Annotated in this window: 21 protein-coding genes and 1 other RNA gene; 1 reads left to right on the top strand and 21 read right to left on the bottom strand. The window is 43.7% G+C overall.

Annotated elements, in window-relative coordinates:
• Nucleotides 1–34 precede the first annotated feature (34 nt).
• From queA to leuC, 19 genes are all read right to left on the bottom strand, one after another.
• Complete coding sequence (gene queA, locus KFE17_00535; GenBank protein QUO32285.1) at nucleotides 35–1,063, bottom strand: tRNA preQ1(34) S-adenosylmethionine ribosyltransferase-isomerase QueA; 1,029 nt, start codon at nucleotides 1,061–1,063, stop codon at nucleotides 35–37.
• A gap of 14 nt (nucleotides 1,064–1,077) precedes the next feature.
• Nucleotides 1,078–1,650: a biotin transporter BioY gene (locus KFE17_00530; protein ID QUO32284.1), complete on the bottom strand. Its 573-nt coding sequence runs from the start codon at nucleotides 1,648–1,650 to the stop codon at nucleotides 1,078–1,080.
• Nucleotides 1,650–4,067 (bottom strand): phenylalanine--tRNA ligase subunit beta, encoded by a 2,418-nt coding sequence (locus KFE17_00525; protein ID QUO32283.1) that lies wholly within the window; start codon nucleotides 4,065–4,067, stop codon nucleotides 1,650–1,652. Before KFE17_00525 ends, KFE17_00530 begins: the two co-directional genes overlap by 1 nt.
• 11 nt (nucleotides 4,068–4,078) lie before the next feature.
• The gene (pheS, locus tag KFE17_00520) at nucleotides 4,079–5,098 is read right to left on the bottom strand and encodes a phenylalanine--tRNA ligase subunit alpha (GenBank protein ID QUO32282.1); all 1,020 of its coding nucleotides are present in this window, start codon (nucleotides 5,096–5,098) and stop codon (nucleotides 4,079–4,081) included.
• Between the two features lie 346 nt (nucleotides 5,099–5,444).
• Nucleotides 5,445–6,434: an NTP transferase domain-containing protein gene (locus KFE17_00515; GenBank protein QUO32281.1), complete on the bottom strand. Its 990-nt coding sequence runs from the start codon at nucleotides 6,432–6,434 to the stop codon at nucleotides 5,445–5,447.
• A 50-nt stretch (nucleotides 6,435–6,484) separates the two neighbouring features.
• Nucleotides 6,485–7,339 carry a YihY/virulence factor BrkB family protein gene (locus KFE17_00510; GenBank protein ID QUO32280.1) on the bottom strand — a complete coding sequence of 285 codons (855 nt, stop codon included), beginning with the start codon at nucleotides 7,337–7,339 and terminating at the stop codon, nucleotides 6,485–6,487.
• A gap of 48 nt (nucleotides 7,340–7,387) precedes the next feature.
• Nucleotides 7,388–8,695 (bottom strand): SpoIID/LytB domain-containing protein, encoded by a 1,308-nt coding sequence (locus KFE17_00505; protein ID QUO32279.1) that lies wholly within the window; start codon nucleotides 8,693–8,695, stop codon nucleotides 7,388–7,390.
• A gap of 127 nt (nucleotides 8,696–8,822) precedes the next feature.
• A non-coding RNA gene (gene ssrS / locus KFE17_00500) (6S RNA) lies at nucleotides 8,823–9,006 on the bottom strand.
• 20 nt (nucleotides 9,007–9,026) lie between these two features.
• Nucleotides 9,027–11,246: a transglutaminase domain-containing protein gene (locus tag KFE17_00495; protein QUO32278.1), complete on the bottom strand. Its 2,220-nt coding sequence runs from the start codon at nucleotides 11,244–11,246 to the stop codon at nucleotides 9,027–9,029.
• 1 nt (nucleotide 11,247) lies between these two features.
• The gene (locus tag KFE17_00490; protein QUO32277.1) at nucleotides 11,248–12,330 is read right to left on the bottom strand and encodes a DUF58 domain-containing protein; all 1,083 of its coding nucleotides are present in this window, start codon (nucleotides 12,328–12,330) and stop codon (nucleotides 11,248–11,250) included.
• 4 nt (nucleotides 12,331–12,334) lie between these two features.
• Complete coding sequence (locus tag KFE17_00485; GenBank protein QUO32276.1) at nucleotides 12,335–13,288, bottom strand: MoxR family ATPase; 954 nt, start codon at nucleotides 13,286–13,288, stop codon at nucleotides 12,335–12,337.
• Between the two features lie 30 nt (nucleotides 13,289–13,318).
• Nucleotides 13,319–13,927: a thymidine kinase gene (locus KFE17_00480; GenBank protein QUO32275.1), complete on the bottom strand. Its 609-nt coding sequence runs from the start codon at nucleotides 13,925–13,927 to the stop codon at nucleotides 13,319–13,321.
• Nucleotides 13,928–14,551, bottom strand: a complete 624-nt coding sequence (gene udk, locus KFE17_00475; protein QUO32274.1) for a uridine kinase — start codon at nucleotides 14,549–14,551, stop codon at nucleotides 13,928–13,930.
• A 169-nt stretch (nucleotides 14,552–14,720) separates the two neighbouring features.
• Complete coding sequence (locus KFE17_00470) at nucleotides 14,721–15,083, bottom strand: ATP-binding cassette domain-containing protein (GenBank protein ID QUO32273.1); 363 nt, start codon at nucleotides 15,081–15,083, stop codon at nucleotides 14,721–14,723.
• Nucleotides 15,076–16,212: an ABC transporter ATP-binding protein gene (locus KFE17_00465; GenBank protein ID QUO32272.1), complete on the bottom strand. Its 1,137-nt coding sequence runs from the start codon at nucleotides 16,210–16,212 to the stop codon at nucleotides 15,076–15,078. Before KFE17_00465 ends, KFE17_00470 begins: the two co-directional genes overlap by 8 nt.
• Nucleotides 16,213–16,358: 146 nt before the next feature.
• Entirely contained in the window at nucleotides 16,359–17,921 is a 1,563-nt protein-coding gene (locus tag KFE17_00460; GenBank protein ID QUO32271.1) for an ABC transporter ATP-binding protein, read from the bottom strand.
• Nucleotides 17,922–18,078: 157 nt separating this feature from the next.
• On the bottom strand, nucleotides 18,079–19,929 hold the full coding sequence (locus tag KFE17_00455) for a helix-turn-helix transcriptional regulator (GenBank protein ID QUO32270.1): 1,851 nt from the start codon (nucleotides 19,927–19,929) through the stop codon (nucleotides 18,079–18,081).
• A gap of 149 nt (nucleotides 19,930–20,078) precedes the next feature.
• The gene (leuD, locus tag KFE17_00450; GenBank protein ID QUO32269.1) at nucleotides 20,079–20,567 is read right to left on the bottom strand and encodes a 3-isopropylmalate dehydratase small subunit; all 489 of its coding nucleotides are present in this window, start codon (nucleotides 20,565–20,567) and stop codon (nucleotides 20,079–20,081) included.
• Entirely contained in the window at nucleotides 20,564–21,841 is a 1,278-nt protein-coding gene (gene leuC / locus KFE17_00445) for a 3-isopropylmalate dehydratase large subunit (GenBank protein ID QUO32268.1), read from the bottom strand. Before leuC ends, leuD begins: the two co-directional genes overlap by 4 nt.
• A gap of 255 nt (nucleotides 21,842–22,096) precedes the next feature.
• Here leuC and KFE17_00440 point away from each other — a divergent pair, with 255 nt between their 5' ends.
• On the top strand, nucleotides 22,097–23,005 hold the full coding sequence (locus tag KFE17_00440; protein ID QUO32267.1) for a hypothetical protein: 909 nt from the start codon (nucleotides 22,097–22,099) through the stop codon (nucleotides 23,003–23,005).
• Between the two features lie 92 nt (nucleotides 23,006–23,097).
• Here the strand turns inward: KFE17_00440 and KFE17_00435 are convergent, their stop codons facing one another.
• Complete coding sequence (locus KFE17_00435) at nucleotides 23,098–24,468, bottom strand: aldehyde dehydrogenase (GenBank protein ID QUO32266.1); 1,371 nt, start codon at nucleotides 24,466–24,468, stop codon at nucleotides 23,098–23,100.
• Nucleotides 24,469–24,473: 5 nt separating this feature from the next.
• Entirely contained in the window at nucleotides 24,474–25,250 is a 777-nt protein-coding gene (locus tag KFE17_00430; protein QUO32265.1) for a DUF975 family protein, read from the bottom strand.
• Nucleotides 25,251–25,274: the final 24 nt, after the last annotated feature.

Below are 25,274 nucleotides of genomic sequence, written 5' to 3'. Positions count from 1 at the left end.
ACATACCGCCTGTTTTACCGCTTTATCAACTATCTTATCGAATCAGCATCGCATCGCCAAACGAAAAGAAACGATATTGTTTCTTCACAGCTTCCTGATACGCTGCCAGTACATGCTCCCTGCCGGCTAAAGCAGATACAAGCATAATTAATGTAGATTCCGGCAGATGAAAGTTTGTAATCAGACAATCCAATACTTTAAACTGATACCCCGGATAAATAAAGATTTCTGTCCAGCCGCTGCACTCTCTCAGCCGTCCATGTTCATCCGCCGCAGACTCTACTGTACGGCAGCTTGTCGTTCCGACGCAGATGACACGATGCCCTTCCTCTTTCGCGCGGTTAATCTTCTCCGCTTCCGCAGCTTCAATCTGATAGAACTCTGAATGCATATGATGTTCCAGAATATTTTCCACTTTTACCGGACGGAATGTCCCAAGTCCTACATGAAGTGTTACATGGGCAATCTCAACACCTTTTGTCTTAATCTGTTCCAGAAGTTCCGGTGTAAAATGAAGTCCTGCTGTCGGTGCGGCTGCAGAGCCGGAATGCTTTGCATACACCGTCTGATAGCGGTTTTTATCTTCCAGCTGATGTGTAATGTACGGAGGGAGAGGCATTTGGCCAAGCTGATCCAGAATTTCTTCAAAAATTCCTTCGTAATGGAATTGGATCAGACGATTTCCTTCCTCCACTACATCAATGACTTCTCCTACAAGCAGTCCGTCTCCGAAGCTGATCTTTGTTCCCGGCTTTGCTTTCTTTCCCGGTTTTACAAGTGTCTCCCACACATCATTTTCCTTTCGCTTCAGAAGCAATACTTCAATTTTTGCTTCTGTCCCTACTTTAGCTCCGATCAGTCTTGCCGGGATTACTTTTGTATCATTGATAACAAGACAATCCCCCGGATTTAAGTATTCTATAATATCACGAAATACATGATGTTCTGTCTCACCGGTCTTCTTATCAAGCACAAGCAGCCGGGAACCCGAACGGTCCTCAAGCGGATCTTGCGCAATCAGTTCTTCCGGGAGATCAAAATAAAAATCCTCTCGTTTTAACATAATGCGTCTCCTTCCTAATTCAACTTCCGAACTACCGGTACAAGCCTCTTTGCTACGGCAGCCGCCATTACACAAAGTACAATGTCTCCGGAAATCGTCAGCAGACAACAATTTATCAAGACTATTTTCCATGACACCGGCATAGAAATAATATAGTTACTTATAAAATAAAAATAAATCATTCCACACAGGTACATTACTATCATCCCCACCAGTGCAGAAATGAGCAGCCATGCAAATGTCAGTTCTTCCTTTCTGGCAGCCAGTTTGCCTGCCGCAAATGCCGCAAAAGCAAATCCAATAAGAAAGCCGAAGGTCGGTCGGACAAGATAGCCGATACCGCCTCCGGATGCAAATACAGGTATTCCCGCCAGTCCAATCATCAGGTATGTGCACACACTCATGCAGCCCATTCTGCCGCCGAGGAAGAACCCGGCAAGCAGAACGAAGAAAAACTGCAGTGTAAAATGCATCGGGAACGGCTGGACCGGAATATTGATCTGGAGAAATGCCCCCACTGCGATCAATGCCGTAAATAACCCGCTCAAAATCATTTCTTTATTTGAAAAACGCTGTTTTGTTCTCATTACTGACGAAGCTCAATGCCCATTCCGGACAGACCGTTAAGGATTTTCTTCATTGCAGCATTGATATCTGCCTCCTCAAGTGTACGGTCTTTCGCACGGAATGTAATCTTATATGCAACAGACTTATATCCTTCCTGAATCTGGGCTCCTTCATATAAGTCAAATAACTGATAGCTTTCCAGAATCTTGCCGCCTCTCTGATCGATCATTGCTTCAATCTGACCTGCCAGAATCTCTTTCGGAACAACCATACTGATGTCTCTTGTTACTGCCGGATATTTTGCAATGCCTTCGTATTTGCGGTCGAATGTAGCAAATTTTGTTACAACCGGCATATCAAGCACTGCCACATAAGCGCGCTCTCCAATGTCATAAGTATCTGCTACGATCGGATGTACTTCACCAAGATATCCAACAATTTCTCCGTCATAAATAATATTTGCCTGTCTTCCAGGATGCAGGAATGGCTTATTGCTGTCCGGTGCATACGTTTCTTTCTGATGCATACCGATCTTGTCGAAAAATTCTTCTACAACACCTTTCATTGTGAAGAAATCTCCGTCTCCGTACATTCCAAGTGTGAACTGCATCCGCTCATCCGGAAGTTCTGTCAGCGGAAGCGCCTTTGGCACATAAATATTTCCAAGTTCATAGAGACGAACATTTTTATTTCTTCTATTATAGTTTCTCGCAAGAGATGTAAGCATTCCATTCAGAGAAACCGTGCGCATAACACTGTAATCTTCTCCAAGCGGATTCATAATCTGAATTGCTTCACGTTCCTTTGCATCTGCCGGAATTCGAAGCTTATCAAATACTTTCGGACTTTCGAAAGAATATGTCATTCCCTGGCTGAATCCACAGAATTCCGCAATCTCTCTTGCCACCTGCTCGATCCGAAGCTTAAATGGAAGCTTTCCTGTTGTCGCTTCTCCACACGGAAGTGTTGTCGGAATATTGTCATATCCGTAGAATCTCGCTACCTCTTCTGCAAGATCTGCAAGACGGAAAAGGTCATGACGGAATGTCGGCGCAATGATTTCTTTTGCTTCCTCATCATATTCCAGACCGATTTTTGTGAAATATCCAAGCATCTCTTCTTCAGAAATTGCAGTACCGAGCAATGCATTGATTGCTTTTGCATCAAACGGAACGCGAACCGGCTCTTTCTTCTTGCTGTAAACATCAACCATGCCGCCTACGACTTCTCCGGCGCCAAGCTCTTCAATAAGCTGACATGCGCGATTGATTGCTGCCTCTGCATTATTTGGATCCAGTCCTTTTTCGAACTTACCGGACGCATCTGTTCGAAGTCCTACCCGCTTGCTTGAAAGACGGATATTCGTTCCGTCAAAACATGCCGCCTCGAACAGCATTGTCTTCACATCATCTGTAATCATGGAATTTTCTCCTCCCATGATTCCGGCAAGACCGATTGCTTTCTTACTGTCACAGATCATCAGAACATTTTCATCCAATTCACGTTCCTGACCATCTAACGTTACGAATTTCTCTCCGTTTGAAGCCGTTTTGACAATAATTTCCTTGCCTTCGATCAGATCCAGGTCATAAGCATGCATCGGCTGTCCGTATTCTTCCATAACATAGTTTGTAATATCAACAAGATTGTTGATCGGGCGAATGCCAACAGACGCAAGACGTCTCTGCATCCATTTCGGAGAAGGGCCGATCTTAATATTCTTTACAACTCTTGCACAGTAACGTGAACAGTACTGCGGACTTTCTACAGATACTTTAATATAATCATTTACATCCTCATCATTTCCGGTCTCAGTCACAACCGGCGGGCAGAATTCTTTGCCAAATGTTGCCGCTGCTTCTCTTGCAATTCCAACAACGCTATAGCAGTCTACACGGTTAGATGTCACTTCGTATTCAATCACTGCATCGTGAAGCCCAAGCGCCTCAATGGCATCTGCTCCTACTTCGGCATCTTCCTCGAAAATATAAATGCCGTATTCCGGCGCTTCCGGATACATTTCTCTCGTAGAACCCATCTCTTCAATTGAGCACATCATTCCATAAGAGTCAATTCCGCGAAGCTTTCCTTCTTTAATCTCAATTCCGCCTTCTGTCTTCTTGCCGTCATGGCCTCCTGCCACACGTCCGCCAACAAGAACAACCGGAACTTTGTCCCCTTCTTTCACATTCGGAGCGCCTGTTACGATCTGGATCTTCTCCGCTCCAATATTAACCTGACAGATAATCAGCTTGTCTGCATCCGGATGTCTCTCAATCTTTTCAATCTGTCCAATCACGATCTTATCCAGATCTCTATCTAAAATTTCATATCCTTCTACTTTTGTTCCGGATAATGTCATTGCATCCGTATATTCCTGCGCTGTCACGCAAAGATCCGGAACATACGCTTTAATCCATGATAATGAAGTGTTCATTTTTTATCCTCCTAGAATTGTCTTAAGAATCTGATATCATTTTCGTAGAGCAGTCTCATATCGTCGATCTCGTATTTCAGAAGGGCGATTCGCTCTAACCCAACACCAAACGCAAATCCGGTGTATTCATTCGGATCAATGCCGCACATTTCCAGCACATGCGGATGTACCATACCGCAGCCGAGAATTTCAATCCAGCCGGAACCTTTACAGAAACGGCATCCTTTTCCTCCGCATTTGAAACAGGAAACGTCCACTTCGGCACTCGGTTCTGTAAATGGGAAATGATGCGGACGGAATTTCGTCTTTGTCTCCGGTCCAAACAGCTCTTTCGCAAATTCTTCTAAGGTTCCTTTTAAATCAGCAAATGTAATATTCTTATCGATCACAAGTCCTTCAATCTGATGGAAAGACGGAGAATGTGTTGCATCTACTTCATCTGAACGGAATACGCGTCCCGGAGCAATCATACGGATTGGAAGCTTTCCCTGTTCCATAACCCGGGCCTGAACAGGTGATGTCTGTGTACGAAGGACAATATCTTTATTTACATAGAAGGTGTCCTGCTCATCCTTTGCCGGATGATCTGCCGGAATATTCAGTTTCTCAAAGTTGTAAAGATCATACTCTACTTCCGGTCCTTCCACAACTTCATATCCCATTCCAATGAAAATACGCTCTACTTCTTCAAGCGCAATTGTATTCGGGTGACGGTGTCCGACTTCATTTTTCTTCGCCGGCAGTGTTACGTCAATCACTTCTTTTTTCAGACGTTCTTCAAGAATCTTAGCGTCCATTTCTTTTTTAGATGCTTCTAACGCTTCTTCAATCTCTGTACGGGTATCATTGACCATCTGTCCTACTTTCGGACGGTCTTCCGGAGCGACATCTTTCATTCCTTTCAGAACAGCTGTCAACTCCCCTTTCTTTCCCAGATATTTCACTCTGACATCATTCAGCTTTTCCGGCGCATCTGCAGCCTGAATCAATTTCAGCGCTTCTTCTTTGATGCTCTGTAATTTCTGTTCCATAACGTTCCTCCTAAAAAATAATCAAAAAAATCCCCGTCCCAAAAGGGACGAGGTCAATCGCGGTACCACCCTAATTCCTGCGGATACTCTCTGCAGGCGCTTTCATACGCGTAACGTGCATCTTACGTCATCATCTACTCTGCCTGAAATCCTTCTCGGCATTTCAAATCAGCAGCTCTTGCGGGAAATTCGATCCCTGTCTGAACTAAAAGGAACTCCCAGCCGATGATTCCTTCTCTCTGATAGAAAACAGTTCTCTACTAACGCAGTCATTGCCTTTCTCTATGCGGTAAATAGTTATTTTCTTAAACATTGTATCTATATCAGAAACTTATGTCAAGGGGTTTTACGGATTTTCTCTTCTTTTCCCGGCATCCTCTCCAAAAATTCTCTGATACTCTGCTTTCACGAACTGTTCTGCCGACTTCTCCAATTCTTCATATTTGCGGATCAGTTCCAGACAGTCATCTGTTACCTCCGCCATTCCGCCGAACTTTCCTCCCGGACGGCGTCTTACCAGTTCAAGCCCGGATTCTTCCTCCGCAGTCCGGATCATAGACCAGGCTTTGCTGTAAGAAATTCCTGTCCTTTCACTTGCTTCTCTGACCGATCCAAGCCTGTGTATCTGTCGAAGCAGTGTTACCGTTCCCGGACCAAAATACGGCTTCGTGTGGATCAGCTGCACTTTCACATGTGCTCGCTTCAAATTCCTTTGGTATGCCTCTGCTACCTTCTTCTGAATCCTGCTTCCTTCTAAAACAGGTTCCACCGTTCCCGGATCTCTCATCTCCACATAGACTGGCTTCTGTCCGAGAGATCTGAGCGCCCCTCGCAGCCCTCCTGTCCCTTCGTACTTTATTACATCAGAAAAAATTTCCTCTCCTAACAGTACCGGATGTCCTCCTCTGTGGTTGTAGGAAGGTATTACTACCGGTTTTTCTTCACTCAGCAATTGTTCCAGTGTCTCCAGAAGAAAGAACGGAACGTCCACCGGACAGATAAATACTCTGCTGCATCTTTCCTTCAGATAGGAAAGCCCCGTCTTCACCGAATCCAGCATCTCCGGCTGTCTTCCCGCTTCACAGGATTCATTCTGCAAAAAAGTAACTCCAAATCCCTTCAGCTGCTTTTTCAACTGTTCTTCCCGGCTCCCGGCTACGATCACAATATCTTTCACACCCGCTCTCTGAAAATTCACCGTAATATATTCTGCCAAAGTCATTCCCTGAATCTTCTGAAGCGCTCTGGATGCACCATCCCGCTCTCCGGTTCCGTCTGCTGTAATCACAGCTCCAATCATTTTCCTCATCTGTATCTCATCTATTGTTCGGGCCATACCGCTGTAACACCCCTTTTCTTCCTGAAACTGATTTCATTCTATAGAATCTATTCTGCTCTGTCAAGGCTTTCCAAATACACATTCAGCTCGCCGCCAAGCAGCAGCATATAAAGGCAGAAATACATCCAGAGCATCATTAGAATAATCATTGTAAGACTTCCGTACATATTAGAAAAGCCCCGAAAAACCTCCACATAAATAGAACTCACATAAGAAATCACAAGCCAGCCGACTGCCGCCAGAACTGCTCCCGGAAACAGTCTTTTTTGTTTTCTTTTTTCCGCTCTGTTCCTGTGATTCGGAAGATACTTATACACCATAGCAAACAGCAGCGTAAACAGACACATAGCAATGATCGTTCTGCTTCCAATGACCATATCCGTCATTCGTTTGAGAAACGGTACATAAGAATTAATCAACATACTGATCGAATTACCAAAGACAAGCAGCAGCATAGAAATGATAATCGACAGGACAAACATCAGCGTATAACATGCCGCCCGGATCCTCAGAAAAATATAATTACGGGTTTCCTTCGCCCCATAAATGCAATTAAGTCCTGTCGTCAAAGCCAGCACTCCCCTTCCTGCCGACCAGAATGCCACTAGCGCCGTAACCGGAACAACTGCTTTTGATTGGTTATAGACTTCATTCACGATAGAGATCAGCCATGTATCCAGTGAAGATGCGGAATGTGACGCACTTGGAAACAACGTCTCAATTCCAAGCATAATGTCTTCCCTTGTCAGAGGTGTATACTGCACAAGTGTCAATAATAAAAGCAAAAGCGGGATCAGCGATAACATGAAAAAATATGCCGACTGTGCCGCATATGCTCCCACATGGTCATCTCCAATGCGGCGTCCTGCCTGATTCAGTTTCTCCAACAGATTTTTTGACATTTGTGTTTCCCCCTTTATTTTTTCCAAATCATACCATGTTTCTTCCTGCTATTCAATGGTAACTCCACAGTAAAATGTTTTCAATATTTCCTCATATTCCATTCCCTGTTTTGCCATTTCGTTAGCTCCATTCTGACTCATTCCAATTCCGTGACCGAAACCGCCCCCGTGAAGAATGATTTGTTCCGGCTGCTCTTCAATCTCAAAAAAAGCACTCGGCAGCAAGTCTCTTGCCGGTGTCAGATTGCCATCCTGCTTCATAATCTCATATCCGCTGCCGCCAAGTGCTCTGCGTATCTTATTCTCTGTCTCTATAACCGCACTTCCTCTGTCGCCCTCTGCCACAAGGACAAGCGCCACACCTCCGGCTCCCCTTTCCGTAACTTCCAGACGCGTTAGATTTCCGATATCTGCTTCTACATATTCCGAAATCAAATCGGAGATCACTGTTTTGGGGATTGCAGCTTCCCAGCGATACCACGGAAGCTCTTTTTCATAATCCCCCTGCTCGCCGGAAATGCTTATGCTCTTCAGATATGCTGTTTCCTCTCCCGCACTGCCGCCCCAGGCAGTCATATCTGTAGACATCCCGCACGATGTCGAATAATAATATGCCGCGGCAACCTGACCTTGATACCATAGTTTCTGACCGGCAGTCTCATCAACCGCCTGAATGACGGACGGCTGAATCTCTGAATTTCCATATACCTGAAATGCTGTACTGTCATCCACCTGTGCCTGGTATTGCGGATACGCCATTTCCTGCATCTGGTGGTAAGCATAACTTCTGGCGCAGACTGCCTGACATTTCAGGGCTTCCATCTCATAGGACGCAGGCATTTCACTCGGTACGACTCCATAGAGATATTCCTCAAAAGGTATCTCGTTAATCACTGCTACCCCTCCATTTGCCACCAGCTCAATGATTCCGCCATAGGACGGAACTCCATATCCCCGTGTAAGTGTTGTGACGGTCAGTTTCTCTCCTGGCTGACGCGGGCTGATCCGAATCGCTCCTGATGCAAAATACGGATGATCAGCGACAGCCTCAAATACTGCCTGCGCCTCCAATTCTTCTCTTCCCCCTCCATATTCGATCACAAGACCGCCGGGCGCGGTAATCCCTACTTTTTCGTGAAGTTCTTCCTGGAATCCTTCCCCTCGAATCAGAACCCGGATCACTGCGTTCCCAACATCCTTTTCTTCCGCCTTCTTTTGCTCCTGACTCTGTTCCTGCTTCTTCGTTTCTCTTAGTTGATCCTGCTTCATTTCCCGTTTATTGATGACAGCAACGATCAGAAGCATCGCCGTCACTGCACAAAGTCCATAATAAATATATTGCTCCTTGAATTTCATCTCATATCCTGTTATATTCTTGTCTCTTTATTGTATGTCCAATGGCTTTCCGGTTATGCGTCTGAACACAAAAACCTCGTTCCAACGTGAAAAGACAGCCGCCAAAGCGACTGCCTTTTTCTTTTGTATGATGCCCAAAATGCCGGCTCCTGTATTTTGACTCCTAGCATTCTGCTAGGTGGGTGACCGCATCTGCTTTTCTGTCTTCCACGCATACCCTGGAGGCATGACATATTACAGAGATAATAAGTCTCCCGTTTAAAGTATTGTAGGTTCAAAATTACAAGAGGTATCGAACATCCCAGGTTTTCTAAATCCTATTATACTTGATTCAGTTCCATTTTTCAACTAAATCATAATTTTTCCACCATTTGATTTTTATTTTTTTCCAGAAACCGGCTTCCCTTTCCCCTTCTCTTCTGATTTTCCGGTATAATTTCTGCATATAGCGCAGGTCTTCTTTCTGAAACTCATTTCCGCCAAAGTACGCCTGTTCTGCAAGTTCATAAAACTGTTCTGCCTGAACTTCGGAAACACTGTGAAATCCCTTTGTAAGTTCTTCTGCAAATGTCTTTGCATCTTCAAATGCTTTCCAGTCATATCCAAAATCCTTGATCATACTGCCAAATCTTTCGTAGAGATAACATGCCATCTCTTTTTCGCTTTCCGAGTGCTTTCTTATCTGACAGATTCGGTATATCCGATTGCCCGTAACCGTACATAATCCGACAAAAAGAAGCGCAATTATACCGAACAGGATCTTGAGCCAGAGCGCTGTCTTAATCGAAATCCTTACTTGTTCCGCCTCCGAAACTCCACCGTTTTTCTCAATTTTTTCCGGATTCTCCGGCTCTTTGGAACTCTCTGTCGAAAGTGTTCCCGGCTCCTCTTTCTGCTCTTCCTGTTGTTCTGTCTGTTCTCCTGTCTGATCCAACTCTGGATCCGGGATCTCTGTCTCCTGCACCGTTTCTTCCGGTGCATTACTATTAGACGCTTCCTTTGGAACATATTCTGTTATCCCCGCGGCAATTCCGGATGTTACAGACACAAATCCCGGTGTCGCCTCAAAGGGTACCCAGCCAAATCCATCCACATAATATTCTGCCCAGGCATGAGCCTCACCTCCGGTTAAAACAGCCTGATAGCCATTTCCTGTCTTTTGAAACAAACCAGGCTCCACAAGATATCCGCTGACAAATCTGGCAGGAATCTTTTGAAGCCGCAGCAAAAGCGCTGCTGCGGCAGCATAATGCATACAATATCCTTTTTTGTTTTCATTCAAAAAATACAGGACACTGTCCTTCCCCACCGGCGTTCTTCCGGGCTTTAACGTATAAACCGTATTCTCTGACAAGTAGGTATGAATCTTCCTGCAGATTTCTTCCACATCATCTCCCGCCGTCTCCTCTGCTGCCTGGCGAAGTCCTCCGGCGACAGAATCCGGAACTTCCAGATATGTCTTCTCTACAACAGCATCGTAGTCTTCCTGCCCTTTTCTCTTCAAAACCTTTTTCGCAGAAGCAGTACAGAACTTCGTCTCATATGTTCTTTCTCCCCCTTCTGCAAAGCTGTCTCCATAAACAGACACATCTTCGTAAGCACTAAAATATGGTTCATACCGGTATTTCGGATTTGCCTTCTGCACTTGTACTGTCAGACGCTTCACTTGCTCCGTTTCCTTCAGCAGCTCAAATGGGCGTGCTAACAATTCTTCCCCTTCCTGACCGGTCTTTCCTTTTAAAGAAGATATTTTTTTCTTTCTCCATTCACTATTTTCATACTCACCGCCGACAAACCCTCGCAAATACAGCGCCTGATTCGGTTTTTCATTACAGATAAGGCGAAGCTGTTCTTCCTCCCCCTGTACAAGTTCATCCGCTTCTCCGATTTTTCCGGAACCAACGCCTCCTGACACTATCCGTTTCCGCTCCAGAAATGCTTTCACATCTTTCTGGAACGTTTCCGGTGATTCTGTCAGTTTTATCATCGGCTCCCGAAGCCACAGATAACCGATCCCGACCGAAAGGCATATTACAACCGCCGCTGTCAGTTCTCTTTGCCCTCTGCTCATTTCTCCTTTCCGCGCGCTGCTGCAGTAAATTCCGACTCCGCTGCCGATCAAAAGTATCATTGCATCTGCCTGAATTACTGTTCCAACACAAAAAGGCGCCAGAAACCAAAAAGTCAGCATTCCGTAACCAATCCATTTTCCACGCCGAAAACAGCAGACCGCCAGAAGCAAAGCTGCCATCAAAATGCCGATCACAGCAAGCCCTGCCTCCTGAAATCCGCTCCCGGCTTTTGACATAATTTCCGCATCAATCGTAACCGCGTAGTATCCTTCAATCCTTTGCAGCGCTTCTGCCAGCAGATTCTGACTCCCCTTCCACAAAGATTCCCAGTTTTTTGCATAGGAGACGATTTTCTCACAAATTCTTCCTCTTGTCCTTGTCATTCCGAGGGCATCTGCTGCTGCAAACATACTCCCCATTGCTCCCGCTATTACATAGCAAAAAATGCGGAGCCATTGTGTCCATTTCCTTTTCTCCACATTACACCTCAATCACAGCTTCCAGGAATTGTTCCCGGAATGCTTTCTCCATCGCCACAGACCACACTTTCTCTTCATCAACAAAAAGCGTTCCATCCTCCTTTAAAACAAGGCATCTCCCATAACGCTCCGAAAATGCTTCCTGATAGCTCTCTTCATCCCAGTTACCGATTCCTTCCCGACAGTCTTTCAAAAAAACTGTGAGCATTTCATCATAGTCTTCCTGAACTGACAGAAGGAATCTCTTTATCTGACCTGTTTCTGCCATACGCCATGTAGCATAGCATGGACATTCATATGCAAGAAATCCAGACGCCAACGAGGCAAATGCCCTGATAAAATTGCCCGGAATCTTTTCTTTCCTTCCGTTTTCTGCTGCCAGCACAACAGATGCTCCAATAGGCAGACTGTATTCCTTTACCCAGATATGCTCCTGACGCGCAGTCATTTTCCAATGGACTTTCTGCCAGCTGTCACCCGGACGGTACTCTCTCAGTCCAAATACTTCTGATACATCTTCTCCGCTCTTCGTTTTGGAATAGGTATCACTGTCCAGCAAAAAGTTCCTTATCTGTTCCGAAAATTCCAGATGCGGAATCACGATTTCCGGCAATATCGTCACAGAACACTCTGCCACGTTTCTTCTGCAGCCCATTCCAAGCCCGATGGCATCTTCTGTCCGGATTCTTCTTATCCGAAACGTTACAACTCCCGGTTCTGTTCCTTCCTGAAACAAATCAGAAAGCTCTGTTTTCTCCCCGGAAACCCAGATCCATTTTCTCTGACAGCTCTGACCGCTGTCAATGACCTCAATCTCTGCCCGGATTCTTCCTGACAGCGCTGTCAGAATCGGGGTTGAACGAATCTGAAGCCAGACTTTCTTATGCTCACTTTCCTGAAATCTTTTTGCCGCACACACAAAATCTGCCTTGATTCCAAGCGCCGCAATCCATGCCAGCGCTTCGCACAAAAAAGGCAGGACAATCATGGCGCCAAGCAGCGTCCGTCCCGCCTCCCAGTGATACATCACATTCAGATAGAGCATTACAAGAAGGCTTACTCCATAAAGAATCCTAATTCTCATCTGATTATCCTTTTCTCCGCTCCATTTTCGGCTGCGGTACCATTTCCAAAATCTGCTCCAACATCGCTTCTACTGTCATCTGTTCCGCTTTTGCCCGCTGCGATAATACCAGGCGATGAACTGCCACTGCCGGAAACACATTCTTCACATCCGCCGGAATGCAATATTCTCTTCCATGCAGATAGGCAAGGGCTTTAGACATCTTCACAAGCGCAATCGTTCCGCGTGGACTAATTCCAAGCTTTAACAGCGGCTCCTCTCTTGTCGCCTTTACAAGTCTTGCAATATACTCATATACTCTGTCGTGAATAAATACTTCTTCTACTTCTTCCTGCATTCCCAGAAGTTCTTCTCTTCGGATCACCGCATGGATCTCATCCAATCGGTTTCTTGCTCCAGCCCCTTTGATCATCTCAATCTCATCTGCAATATCCGGATACCCCATTGTCATAGAAATCATAAAACGATCCAGCTGTGACTCCGGCAGCGGCTGTGTTCCTGCTGATCCAATCTGGTTCTGCGTTGCGATCACAAGGAATGGTTTCGGAACTTCCCGTGTCTTTCCATCGACCGTAACTGTTCCTTCTTCCATTACTTCCAGAAGCGCTGACTGTGTTTTGGGAGACGTCCGATTAATTTCATCTGCAAGAAATAAGTTACAGAGCACTGCTCCCGGCTGATAACGAAACTCCTTTTGCTGCGGATCATACATAGAAAATCCCGTAAGATCTGCCGGCAGAACATCCGGTGTAAACTGTACCCTCTTCTGCGTCATCCCCATACTTTTGGCAAAAGCCAGCGCCAGCGTTGTCTTTCCAACTCCCGGAATATCTTCAATCAGAATATGTCCGCCTGCCAAAATAGCAGCCATTGCCTTAATAATACATTCATCCTTCCCGATCACTGCCTTTTTCACTTCTCCAATGATCGCTGCTGCACATTCAATTCCACGGCTCATATGCTCCCCTCCTCTATCTGTCCGTTCCGGCTATATCTCCTCCGTAAGTTCCGGCATAATCCCCGGCAGATCTGCCGAAACCTTTTCATAAGTCTTTACTTCTCCACTCATAAAATGCTTCCTGCAAAGCGGCACATACATATCATTGGCGCCAAGCATAATCTGTTCGCCGTCTCTTACAATCCTGCCGTCCCGAATTCGCGCATTAAAACGCGCTTTCTTTCCACACCAGCAGATCGTCGGAATCTCCTCGATTGCATCTGCCAATTCCAAAAGACGCTTGGAACCTTCGAATAGTCTTCCCTGAAAATCCGTTTTCAGTCCGTAGCAAAGCACCGGAATATCATAGGTATCACAGATCTCTGCAAGCCAGTCTACCTGAGCTTCTGTCAGAAAATTCGCCTCATCTACAAGGATTGCATCATACGCCCCTTCCTTCATCTCAAACTCTTCGATCAAGGTACAGGACGCCTGTAAACCGATTCTTGACTTCACGATCTTCTCCCCATCCCGCAAATCCATCTTCGGTTTCAGAATAATCGGTCTTCTTCCCCGTTCCTGAAAATTATAATGTGCCATGAGAAGATTTGCTGTCTTACTGCTTCCCATTGCCCCGTAACGAAAAAATAATTTTCCCATTTATACTTCCTCTTTCTCATCCAGAATCTTCTGGATCATATTTCTCACAAGTTCAAATGCCACCGGATTCATTCCGCTGTTGATTACAATATCAGCTGTCGTTCTTGTCGGTTCCACATAGAGATAATGCATCGGCTTTACCGTTGTCAGATATTGCTCCACCACGCCTTCAATATCCCGTCCACGCTCTTTCACATCTCTGATTACCCGGCGCAAAATACGTTCATCCGCATCTGCCTCCACATAAACTTTCACATCCATCAGATCCCGAAGTCGTTCGTCTGCCAGCACAAGAATTCCTTCCAGAAGAATCACTCGCTTTGGCTCCACTTTCATCACTTGATTCGACCTTGTGTGCATCGTATAATCGTAGACCGGACATTCAATCGCCTTTCCTTCTTTCAGCTGATGCAAATGCTCCACAAGAAGCTCTGTCTCCATTGCATCCGGATGATCATAATTCGTCTTCTTCCGCTCCTCTAACGGAATATCGCTCTGATCCCGATAATAATTATCGTGATACAGTACCGCCACGTCTTCGTGAAAGGTATCTTTTAATTTATTTGTAAATGTAGATTTTCCTGAACCGGTTCCGCCGGCAATTCCAATAATAATTGTTTTCATCTTTTTCCCGCCTGTAAATGTATTTTCTTATAATTCTTTTATATTTGATTAGATTCATTATATCTTCGCCAGAAAGCACTGTCAATGATTGCAGATGTTTTGTCCCGCAATGTCAAAATAAAATAATGCCGATAAGACTTCCATGAAATCTTACCGGCATCTCTGTTTTTTACAATATACAGGCTGTCTTTCCATCAAAATGGATTTCTGCGTCATATTGATTTTTCAAATCTTCAAAAACTCTATGGGAAACTGCAAGTACCATTGTATCTTCAAGCGACAGCACATTTGCTTCTACCTGATATGCCATCTCCTGATTCAGCGCAGAAGTAGCCTCATCCAGAATCAGAATCTTCGGTCTGCGGATCAACGCCCTCGCCAGACAAATCCTCTGCCGCTCGCCTCCGGAAATATTCCTGCCGTTTTCTTCAATCCGGTACTCCAACCCTTCCTCGTGATGTTTTACAAATTCCTCTAAGCAGCAAAGTTTTACAACACGCTGCACCTCTTCCTCCGGATATGTATCAAACAATGTGATATTCCGATATACTGTATCCTGAAAAACAAAGCTGTCCTACCACAGAGATATATTGATACCAGCTGTCCTTTGCAAGCTCACGGTAATTTTTCCCTGCCAGAAGTACATTGCCCGTATAGTCCGTATAAATATTCAGCAGAATTTTTATCAGAGAAGATTTTCCGCTTCCGCTCTCACCCGTCACAAGGTATTTCTTTCCGGATTCCATGCGCAGATTTACATCTTCAAAAATGGTTCTCTCCATCTGTTTCAGGCTAATATTCTGAAAACAAATTTCTTTCGGAAGTTCTGTCAAACTTTCTAATCTTTCTTCTTCAACATCTGCGCTCTGACGGTCAAGTTTCTCTGAAATCTCACGATACACACCATCTGCCGCTTTCATTCGCATCCACTGACCTGAAATACTGTAAAGAGGATTCACTACATTATTTAGAAGCTGAGCTGCATTTAGAATTTCTCCGGTCGTCATCAGTCCGCGCACCGCATACCAGGCGCCAAGCAAATAACTTCCAAACCAGATCAGAAAGGAACCTGCAAAACTGCATATTTCTGCCGCATCATCTGTATACTGTGCACAAAACTGTGTTTCTTCTCTCTTTTCATTCACAGTTTGAAATGAACCTCGCATCTTCTTCGTCAAACGATATAATTTCGTTACTTCAAATCCTTCCAACAGTTCCTTTGGCTTTCCCACAAATATTCCATTGGCTTTTGAAACCTCTTTCTTCGATGCTTCCAGACACTTCGCAAAAAGCTGATTGGCTGCAACCGGTATCCAGAAGGTTGCAACAATAAAAATGAGAAACGCATAATGAATTTTCACAATTACTACCAGCGATGCAATCCCTACAATAATACTTTCCACCATTCCGAAAAAATTCTCAAGATAATCCTGTTGAAGCATTTCTGCATCTGATGTAAAATGTCCAAGCCATTCTCCTGATTTTTGTGAATCATATTCACTCAGTTCTTTTTTCTGAATACTGTCAAACCACTGTTCTTTCAAAGATACCATGCATTTCTGTACAAATCTTTCTTTGCAATAGTGATGCATCAAATAAACTACAAGAACACAGAGCAATTCCATTACTGCCAAAAACAATGCTGTTTTCAATTCCTGCATAGATCTATGTACCGCCGCATCCAGGGTATACTACATCACATAGGCCTTCAGAACTTCCTGAAGCGCCATAAAACCAGCCGAAACTATAATCAGTACAAGCCAAAGCTTATGCTTCAATAAAATATTCCTCATACGATACGTCCGTTTCATTCCTTTCGTTTTCCTCCTTTTAACTCTATCTGAAAATCATATTTCGCCAAATGCTCTTTTGCGCAATTATGCGTAACAGCAATCACAGTTTTGTCCTTCATCTCTAAAATCCGATCTGTCATATATTCAGATAATTCTCGATCCACTGCTGACAACGCCTCATCCAGGATCAAAAGATTCTTCCCTGATGCAATCGCTTTTAAGAGAATCACAATCTGTTTCTCTCCGCCGCTTAACAGCTTTGCATTTGGCTGCTGCAAAATATATTTAATCTTCGGATGTTCTCCAAATACGTCCATACATTTTTCTATATCATAACATCCGAACATTGTGATATTATCTGTCACGCTGGCATCATATACAGACTGATTCTGTTCGATCATCTCACAAATATCGGAAATATCATACTTTCTCAACTCTTGTCCATCAATCTGAATGCTTCCGCTCTCATAAGGCAAATATCCTCTCACCGCCTTTAACAGCGTTGATTTTCCGGATCCGTTCCCTCCTGTAATCACATATTTTCGATTTTTTTCAAATGTAACCGTCACATCCTCCATACAAAATTCTTTATTGCGCACGGCAAGTTTTGATATCTTAATTTCTTTTCGAAAATCTTTTATATGTTCTTTTTCACTTCCACTCTGAGAAATGATTTCATCTAATTTTTTCCAGACACCCTTTACTGATAAAACTTCTGCAATACAATTCAGGATATCCTTAATCGGGAAAACAAATTGATCCACATAACTAAGGGCTGCCGCTGCAGTTCCCAACGTAATTTCCTTTGCTATAAGCAGGCTGCCTACGATCACAAACGTACCAATTCCAATCAAATACATCGCTGTTCCATGTAAGACAACCGAAAACGCACGATATTTCCCATAATATTCCATGCTGTCCTCTGCTTCTATCAATTTTTTGTCATAATGCTTTTGAATATATGGACGAGTCTTCTCATTCATATTCGTAAATGCACTCAGAATATCCTGCGCCCGTGCCAGATACTCTCCGCGCTTATCCAGATTTCTCTTCTTACGTTCAGACAATTCTCCCCCTGTTACTTTTGGAATTAGAATTGCCATACTTGAAAAAAATAAAATCACAAGCAAAATACGCCAATCTAAAATTGCCAGAAATACCCCATACGCAATAATGTGCAAAGATGACTCTGCCATCATCAGAATATTCTCCAACGCTTTCTGCATCTCCGCAATATCATTATTCAGCATCGATACATATGAAGAAATCGCCTTTTGATGAAACTGGCAAAAATCCATCCGCATCATTCCGGAAAACACATCCCGGCGCATCAAAATATAAAAATTCCGGTCCGCCTTCCACGCTGCTCTTTGAGAAACATACTGACAAAATGCACCTAAAATTACAATCCCGAGATAAGCTCCCGCAAGCGTGGCGATTCCTTTCGGATTCAAATAATTTCCGTCTAACAATAGCTTTATAATAAACGGAATCGCCGCGGTAATCACTGAATACACTCCGCTCATCCCAAGCCGCAGAAACAGATAAGGAGATATTTTACGAATATAAGTTTTCATAGTTGATTGTCCCCCCCCAATTATTTACTCTTATTTACAATACCGCTTTTTTATACAAAAAACTATGACGTTTCAAGAAAAATATTTTTCTCTCAAAACGTCATAGTTTTTTCGACAACTTTCCATATAATTTTTTACCGGTGGGGGAAGCGATAACTCACATGATTAATTTATCACGATGCTGAAACTCTGATCGATTCACATACTCCACCATAATTTCGTATCTCCAGTCTATTTTATATAATTTCAACAGATCCATTCCCCACTGAAAATATGCAACGCAGGAATCATCCTGCTGTTGCTCTAACGCCCCAGCGATTGTAATCAATGATCGTCCAAGTGTATTCCCTTTTCCAGCTTCAAGATTCATTTGATTGTTTTTCCGACTCAGATCGATAGCTTCTTTCGTAATACCATTTTCTTCATATACAGTTGCCAGATTACTTTGTACTAATCCTTTCTCCATAATTTGAAATACTGAACATACTTTGCTATCATTAAAGCACTGTAATTCTAACCGCAAAATTTCCTTTGCTTTTTCTACATGATTCTGTTCATTATAAATCAATACCATCTCATTCAAAATACTGTTTTCTTCCACAGATATCACATGTTTTCTTATTCGCCCGCTATCGGTATCCATTGTCATTCTCAAGGCACTTTCCAGCTCTTTTAAACACTTGTCTGCATCCCATTTCTTAGCTGCATAGTTTACTTTAGCCCATTCAGCCTTAAGAAATTGCTGATTTCTTAAATGCTTCGGATTCAGATACCGCTCCAGCTCCTGTAATACTTCTATTGCCTCTTGCGTACGTGCACGAAATAACATCCGATTATATTTTTTCTTCAGCCGAATCACTTCATAAGAATCCGTTTCAATGATCGTATCCATACGCCTTCTGTCTTTCTGAAGACGTTCCAAAATCCGGCATAAATTCTTATCACGCGGACTCCTGTGACCTCTTTCAATTCTGGAAATCGTCGGCAACTCACAGATTCCGTCACTTAACTTTTCCTGTGAAATTCCTCTCTCCTGTCTCGTCTTTTGAATCAGTTCATAATCTAATTGAAATCTTCGCAAAATATGTTCAAATAAACTTATTTTCTCCAGATGAATTCCATAAAATTCACATACTTCCAAAAGACTTTTCCTCTCCTGCCTGAGCATACAAAGAAATGCTCTGTCCGCTCCCCGTTTTTCCAAAAGCTTACTGTATTGCTCAAGGATTTCCGGCATGTATGCAATTTTCCCCTCGTCTCTTAAAATCGAGAGCGCTCTCTTCGTTTCTTTCTCCAATGCATCCTTTTGTTCTTCCAGACACCCGCTCTTTCCAAGCAGCAACACTACATAAGGAAATACTTTCACAAATTCTGAATCATCCATTTCCTTCCTTTTCAAATAAGAAAGGACAGCCCATATCTCTTCCGCCCGTCTTTCATAAACGGATGCTCTGGATATTTCCCACCGAAATAAAATAAGCTTTAATTCTTCCGCACTAAGCTTTATTTTACTGTCGATCCATCCGTGCGAAAGCGCTTCTTCAAAAGCACTTCCCATTACTGTTTGCATTGTCTCACTCATTGCCTGACTGAGCAATGCAAGGATCTCTTCTTTTTTCTGTCCGGTCAGCCAGCCAATCTGCGCCCGCTCCTGCGCAATAAACTGACGATGAAGCGGGCGATTCGCTGATTTTCTTTTTTCATAAGCTTTTAAAAGTTCTTCTGCTTCTCCCAGTTGTTGTCTGCAAATATTTGTCTGTATGAGATAACGAAGTTCATACAATTCGTATGCCTCGATCGGTAATACATATTCCAGCCTCTCTGTCGATTTTCCAAGCCTGCCAAATAGCCGGTCGATCAAAAAAGAATCCACCGACTGTTCATCTTTCTCTATTTTTTCAATTTGTGAAGGTGTACAGATACCTCTCCCTAATTGCTCCATCGTACAGCCCTGCTCTGTCCTCAGCCGTTCTAATAATGCTCCGATGCCTTTTCTTCCCTCTTCCACAGTAACGCTCCCCTCGACAGCAAATTTTCAGTAACTATAAGTCTTTCTGTTCTTCTGTAGATTATAAATTTTCTTCCTGTCAAAGTCAACTACGTCTGCAGTCTGCGAAAATTCATTCCACCAGCCTGTGGGAAGTATCAAACACTCTCTTATCGTCTCATATTCGTATAATTAACAAGCCCTCCGGCCTTTATGATCTTTTGCATAAATTCCGGGAATGCCTGCCCCTGAAATTCGGTTCCTTTTGTGTGGTTATAAATTTTACCACTGTCAAAGTCAACTTCTACTTCATCGCCTGCTTCGATACCTTTCGCTGCCTCCGGACATTCAATGATCGGAAGTCCGATATTAATTGCATTGCGGTAGAAAATTCTGGCGAAAGTCTCTGCAATGACACAGCTTACGCCGGCAGTTTTCAGACAGAGCGGTGCGTGTTCCCTGGAAGAACCACATCCGAAGTTTTTATTCGCAACAATGAGGTCTCCCTCCTGCACCTTATTTACAAATTCCGGATCAATATCTGCCATCGCATGACTTGCGAGTTCCTTCGCATCGAAAGAATTCAGATATCTTGCCGGAATAATAACATCCGTATCTACATTATCTCCATATTTAAATACATGTCCGCACGCTCTCATGATCTGTCACCTACTTTCTCAGGATTTGCTATATAACCGGCAATTGCACTGGCTGCCGCCACTTCCGGTGACGCCAGATAAATCAGTGAATCTACATGCCCCATTCGACCTACAAAATTACGATTTGTCGTAGAAACACATTTTTCTCCTGCTGCAAGCACTCCCATATGTCCTCCCATACATGGTCCGCAGCTCGGTGTAGAGAATGCACATCCGGCATCAATAAAAATATCTACAATGCCTTCTTTGATACATTGTTTATAGATCTTTTGCGTTGCCGGAAGCACAATGACACGCACATCCGGATGTACTGTATGACCTTTTAAAACGGCAGCTGCCCGTCTCATATCTTCCATACGTCCATTTGTGCAGGAACCAATCACAACCTGATCAATCTTAATCGGTTCCATTGCCTCAATCTCATCAATCGTCTTGGCATTCCCCGGCAAATGCGGAAATGCTACTGTTGGCCGTACATCACCAAGATTGATCTCAACCACTTCATCATACACAGCATCTTCATCCGGCGTATAAATCTTGTATGTCTTCTCAGAGTGTTCTTTCATGTAGTTCTCGGCTTTTTCATCCACAAGAAAGATTCCGTTTTTTGCTCCTGCTTCAATTGCCATATTTGCCATTGTGAAACGATCATCCATAGACAATTCTGAAATGCCGTCCCCTACAAATTCCATTGATTTATAGAGCGCTCCATCTACACCGATCTTCCCGATAATATGGAGGATAATATCTTTGCCGCTCACATACGGCGATGGTTTCCCTGTCAGCACAAATTGAATCGCCCCCGGCACCTTGAACCAAAGTTCACCTGTCGCCATTCCTGTAGCAATGTCTGTCGTTCCTACTCCTGTGGAAAATGCTCCCAGCGCCCCGTATGTACAAGTGTGTGAATCAGCTCCGATAATGCACTCTCCTGCCACAGTGATTCCTGCTTCCGGAAGGATTGCATGTTCAATTCCCATACGTCCGATCTCAAAGTACCATTTCAGTCCCTGCTTCTTTGCAAACTCCCGGATAGACTTTGAGTTTTCCGCTGATTTAATATCTTTATTCGGTGTAAAATGATCCGGCACAAGCACTACTTTCTCCGGATCAAACACTTTCTCTGCCATCTGATAAAATACCGGAACAGCCATAGGTCCGGTAATATCATTGGCCATTACCACATCTAATTTTGCTTCTATTAACTGACCTGCCTCCACGGATGGAAGTCCTGCGTGGGCAGCAAGAATCTTCTGCGTCATCGTCATTCCCATAATCAGTATCCTCCCTTATCTTACTATGGTGGTTATTCTAGCATATACGCCAAAATTGGCGCAAGAACTCCACTGCAACTGGATAAGAAAGCAGTTAAAAGAGATTAAAAAAAATCAATTTATTTACTGTTATATTCTCTTTCTGTTTTATCAGCAAATCTCCTGTAAAAAGTTAGTTTTTTATTTACAGAGTTCTTATTTCCGCTTATAATATATCAACATAATACAAACTTACCAGAAAGGACGGAATTTATCGTGTATCATTATCTTTTAAACTTTTTTATTTACGGATTTCTTGGCTGGTGCACCGAAGTTGCCTTTGCCGCCTTTAAAGAACATCATTTCGTAAACCGCGGCTTTCTAAATGGCCCTATCTGTCCGATTTACGGTTTTGGCGTCAGCACCGTCATCTTGTTCCTGACACCGTTTCAAGATAACCTGTTTCTTCTTTATCTTGTTTCAACAATTGTCGTTACTGCTCTGGAATGGCTGACCGGATTTCTTCTTGAGAAACTATTCCACAGCCGCTGGTGGGACTATTCCAATATGCCCCTTAATCTCAATGGCTATGTCTGCCTGCTGTTTTCATTAATCTGGGGTGTTGCCTGCGTATTTATCGTCAAAGTATTTCATCCGCTTGTCGCAGCAGGGATCCGTTTCCTGCCGCACACACTCGGCTGGATTCTCATCGCCGTTTTCGGAATTACGATTCTAATCGACACTTATGTAACCGCTTCCGGTATCTTCAAGATGAACAAACGTCTTGAGCGCATGGAACAGATTGCCGGGGAACTTCATTCCATTTCCGACCGACTCGGCGAAAATATTTACAAAAATGTGATGGGAACACTGGAGTTCAAAGATGACTACAAAAAACACTTTGATGAACTGGTACAGCAGCTCCAGGAACGCCGGGAGGATTTCTCTGAAGATATCAGGGAGCGCAGAGAAGAGCTTTCTGAAGATATCAGGGGGCGCAAAGACGAGCTTTCTGAAGATATTAGAGCACATATGGAAGAACTGCTGGAACACTACCGGGATTTGCGCAATCACTCCAGTAAACTCCACAAACGTATTGTAAAAGCCTTTCCACATATGCATTCTTCCCGCTATTCCAATGCTCTGAAAGATCTTCAGGACTATCTGAGATCTTTGCATAAATAACTTTACACAGAATCGTACATACAAAATCACACGACCCAAAAAGGATATGCCAATCTGACATATCCTTTTTGCTTATAATAAATTCTACTGACTTACCTCATCAGTTTTTTTACGATCCAAAGTTTCTTTCTGTACGGCGCATAGCGTACCGGAACATCAACTATAAGCGATTTCTTCATGATACTTTTCTTATGCGTAAATGTATCAAACCCTGCCTGACCGTGATAGGAACCCATTCCGCTTTCTCCAACTCCTCCGAAGGGAAGATGACTTGTCGCCAGATGTACCACTGTATCATTAATACATCCTCCTCCGAAAGAAAGATTTTTCAAAATCTCTTTTTCAACACTTCTCTTCTTTGTGAAGAGATAAAGCGCCAGCGGTTTCGGTCTGCTTCTCACACTGTCGATCACTTCTTTCACATCATAAAATGTTATGATTGGAAGAATCGGTCCGAAAATCTCTTCCTGCATAACCGCTGCATCCCAACTAACCTGATCCATAAGCGCAGGCGCAATCTGTAACGTCTTTTCGCGTACTTCCCCGCCGGTCAGCAATCTTCCTTCTCTCAGCAGACCGCACAACCTATTGAAATGTTTCTCGTTGATAATATGCGGATAATCCGGACTTTCCAACGGGTTTGCTCCATAAGCTCTTTTGACCTCGCTGCAGATTGCCTTTACAAGCCTGTCTTTCACTTTATGATGCACAAGAAGATAATCCGGCGCCACACAGGTCTGACCTGCATTCAAAAACTTTCCCCAAACAATTCTCCTTGCCGCCAGACGGATATCTGCACTTTCATCAACAATGCACGGGCTCTTCCCTCCGAGTTCAAGACTGACCGGGGTAAGATGGCGCGCTGCCTTTTCCATCACATAAGTTCCAACAGAACTGCTTCCCGTGAAAAAAATATAGTCAAATTTCTCCTCTAGCAGCATTTCATTCTCCGCTCTTCCTCCTGTCACAGCACAGACATAGGCCTTTGGAAAAAGTTCTCCAATCATTTGCTTCAAAAGTTCAGATGTACAGGCTGCATAGGCTGACGGTTTCACAATTGCACAATTTCCCGCCGCCAATGCTGCTGCCAGCGGCGCGATCGTAAGCTGAAACGGATAATTCCACGGCGACATAATCAGTACCACTCCATACGGTTCCGGATAGATAAAAGAGCTTGCCGGAAATTGTGTGACCGGTGTCTTAACTTTCTTAATCTTCATATAACGGCGAAGATGTTTCTGATGAAACCGGATTTCTTCTTTCACGATACCGATTTCTGTTGCATAAGCTTCAAAAGCCGCCTTTCCAAGATCAGCCCGAAGCGCTTCTTCTATCTCTTTCTCGTGAACTTCAATCCAACGGTACATCCTGTCAAGACTTTTCATCCGACTGCCATAGCTTCTCGTTCTTCCGCTTTGATAGTACGCCCTCTGACGTCTTAGCAATGTTCTATACTCTGTCATATTCTCTAGCTCCTGATATACTCATCATCTGCTTCTCCATACCCCGGCAGGTCTGTATACGTCAATGCACCTGTGTAAAATGCATGTGCGCGAAATACTGCATAAAGTTCTGCATAAGTCTCCTCATAGTAAGGCTTCAAATAAAAGATTTTAACAATTCCGCAAGTCAGTCCTCCGAGAATTGCCCATCCGATAAAAGACAGATCAAGAATAAATGTATCCAGCTTCTGTCCTGTCATCATCTGCCGGCTGATCTCAAACGCTCTCTGATGAGGCATCTCCGGATTCTCAGACAGAATGTATGGTACCATCCTGTATTCATATGATTTTACAATTCCCGGAATGATAAACAACAATGTCCAAAGCGCTGTATAAAGGTCACGCAAAAACAATGTCAGCGCCACATTTCCATACCCTTTACTCTGAAATCCGTACAAAATTGTCCCAACGCCCGTCCTATGTTCGCGGTTCTCCATAAACATGCGTTTTGCTCCAACTTCAAGGATATTTTTCACAAAAATTGTAAACAAAATCCCAAGCAGCCCGATCATACTTACAAGACCACTTACCAACATGCTGAATAATCCAGTAATTCCCATCATCTCAATGGAATGAAAACCATTCCAGATCATATCCCTTACCGTATCAATATCAAACTCGAAACGAAACCTGAACAAATCTCCATTCAAAAGCAGCAGAATTGCCCCGACTGCGACTGTCGTCAAATAATTTTTCAGGAAGCAATTTTTTCCGCGTATCTTCAGTTCTTCTCTTAACCACATATTTTCCAATGTATCCTTTCCGGT

The sequence above is a fragment of the Faecalicatena sp. Marseille-Q4148 genome, assembly GCA_018228665.1.
Classification (GTDB): Bacteria; Bacillota; Clostridia; order Lachnospirales; family Lachnospiraceae; genus UBA9414.
This window is presented reverse-complemented; position numbering and strand designations above follow the sequence as displayed.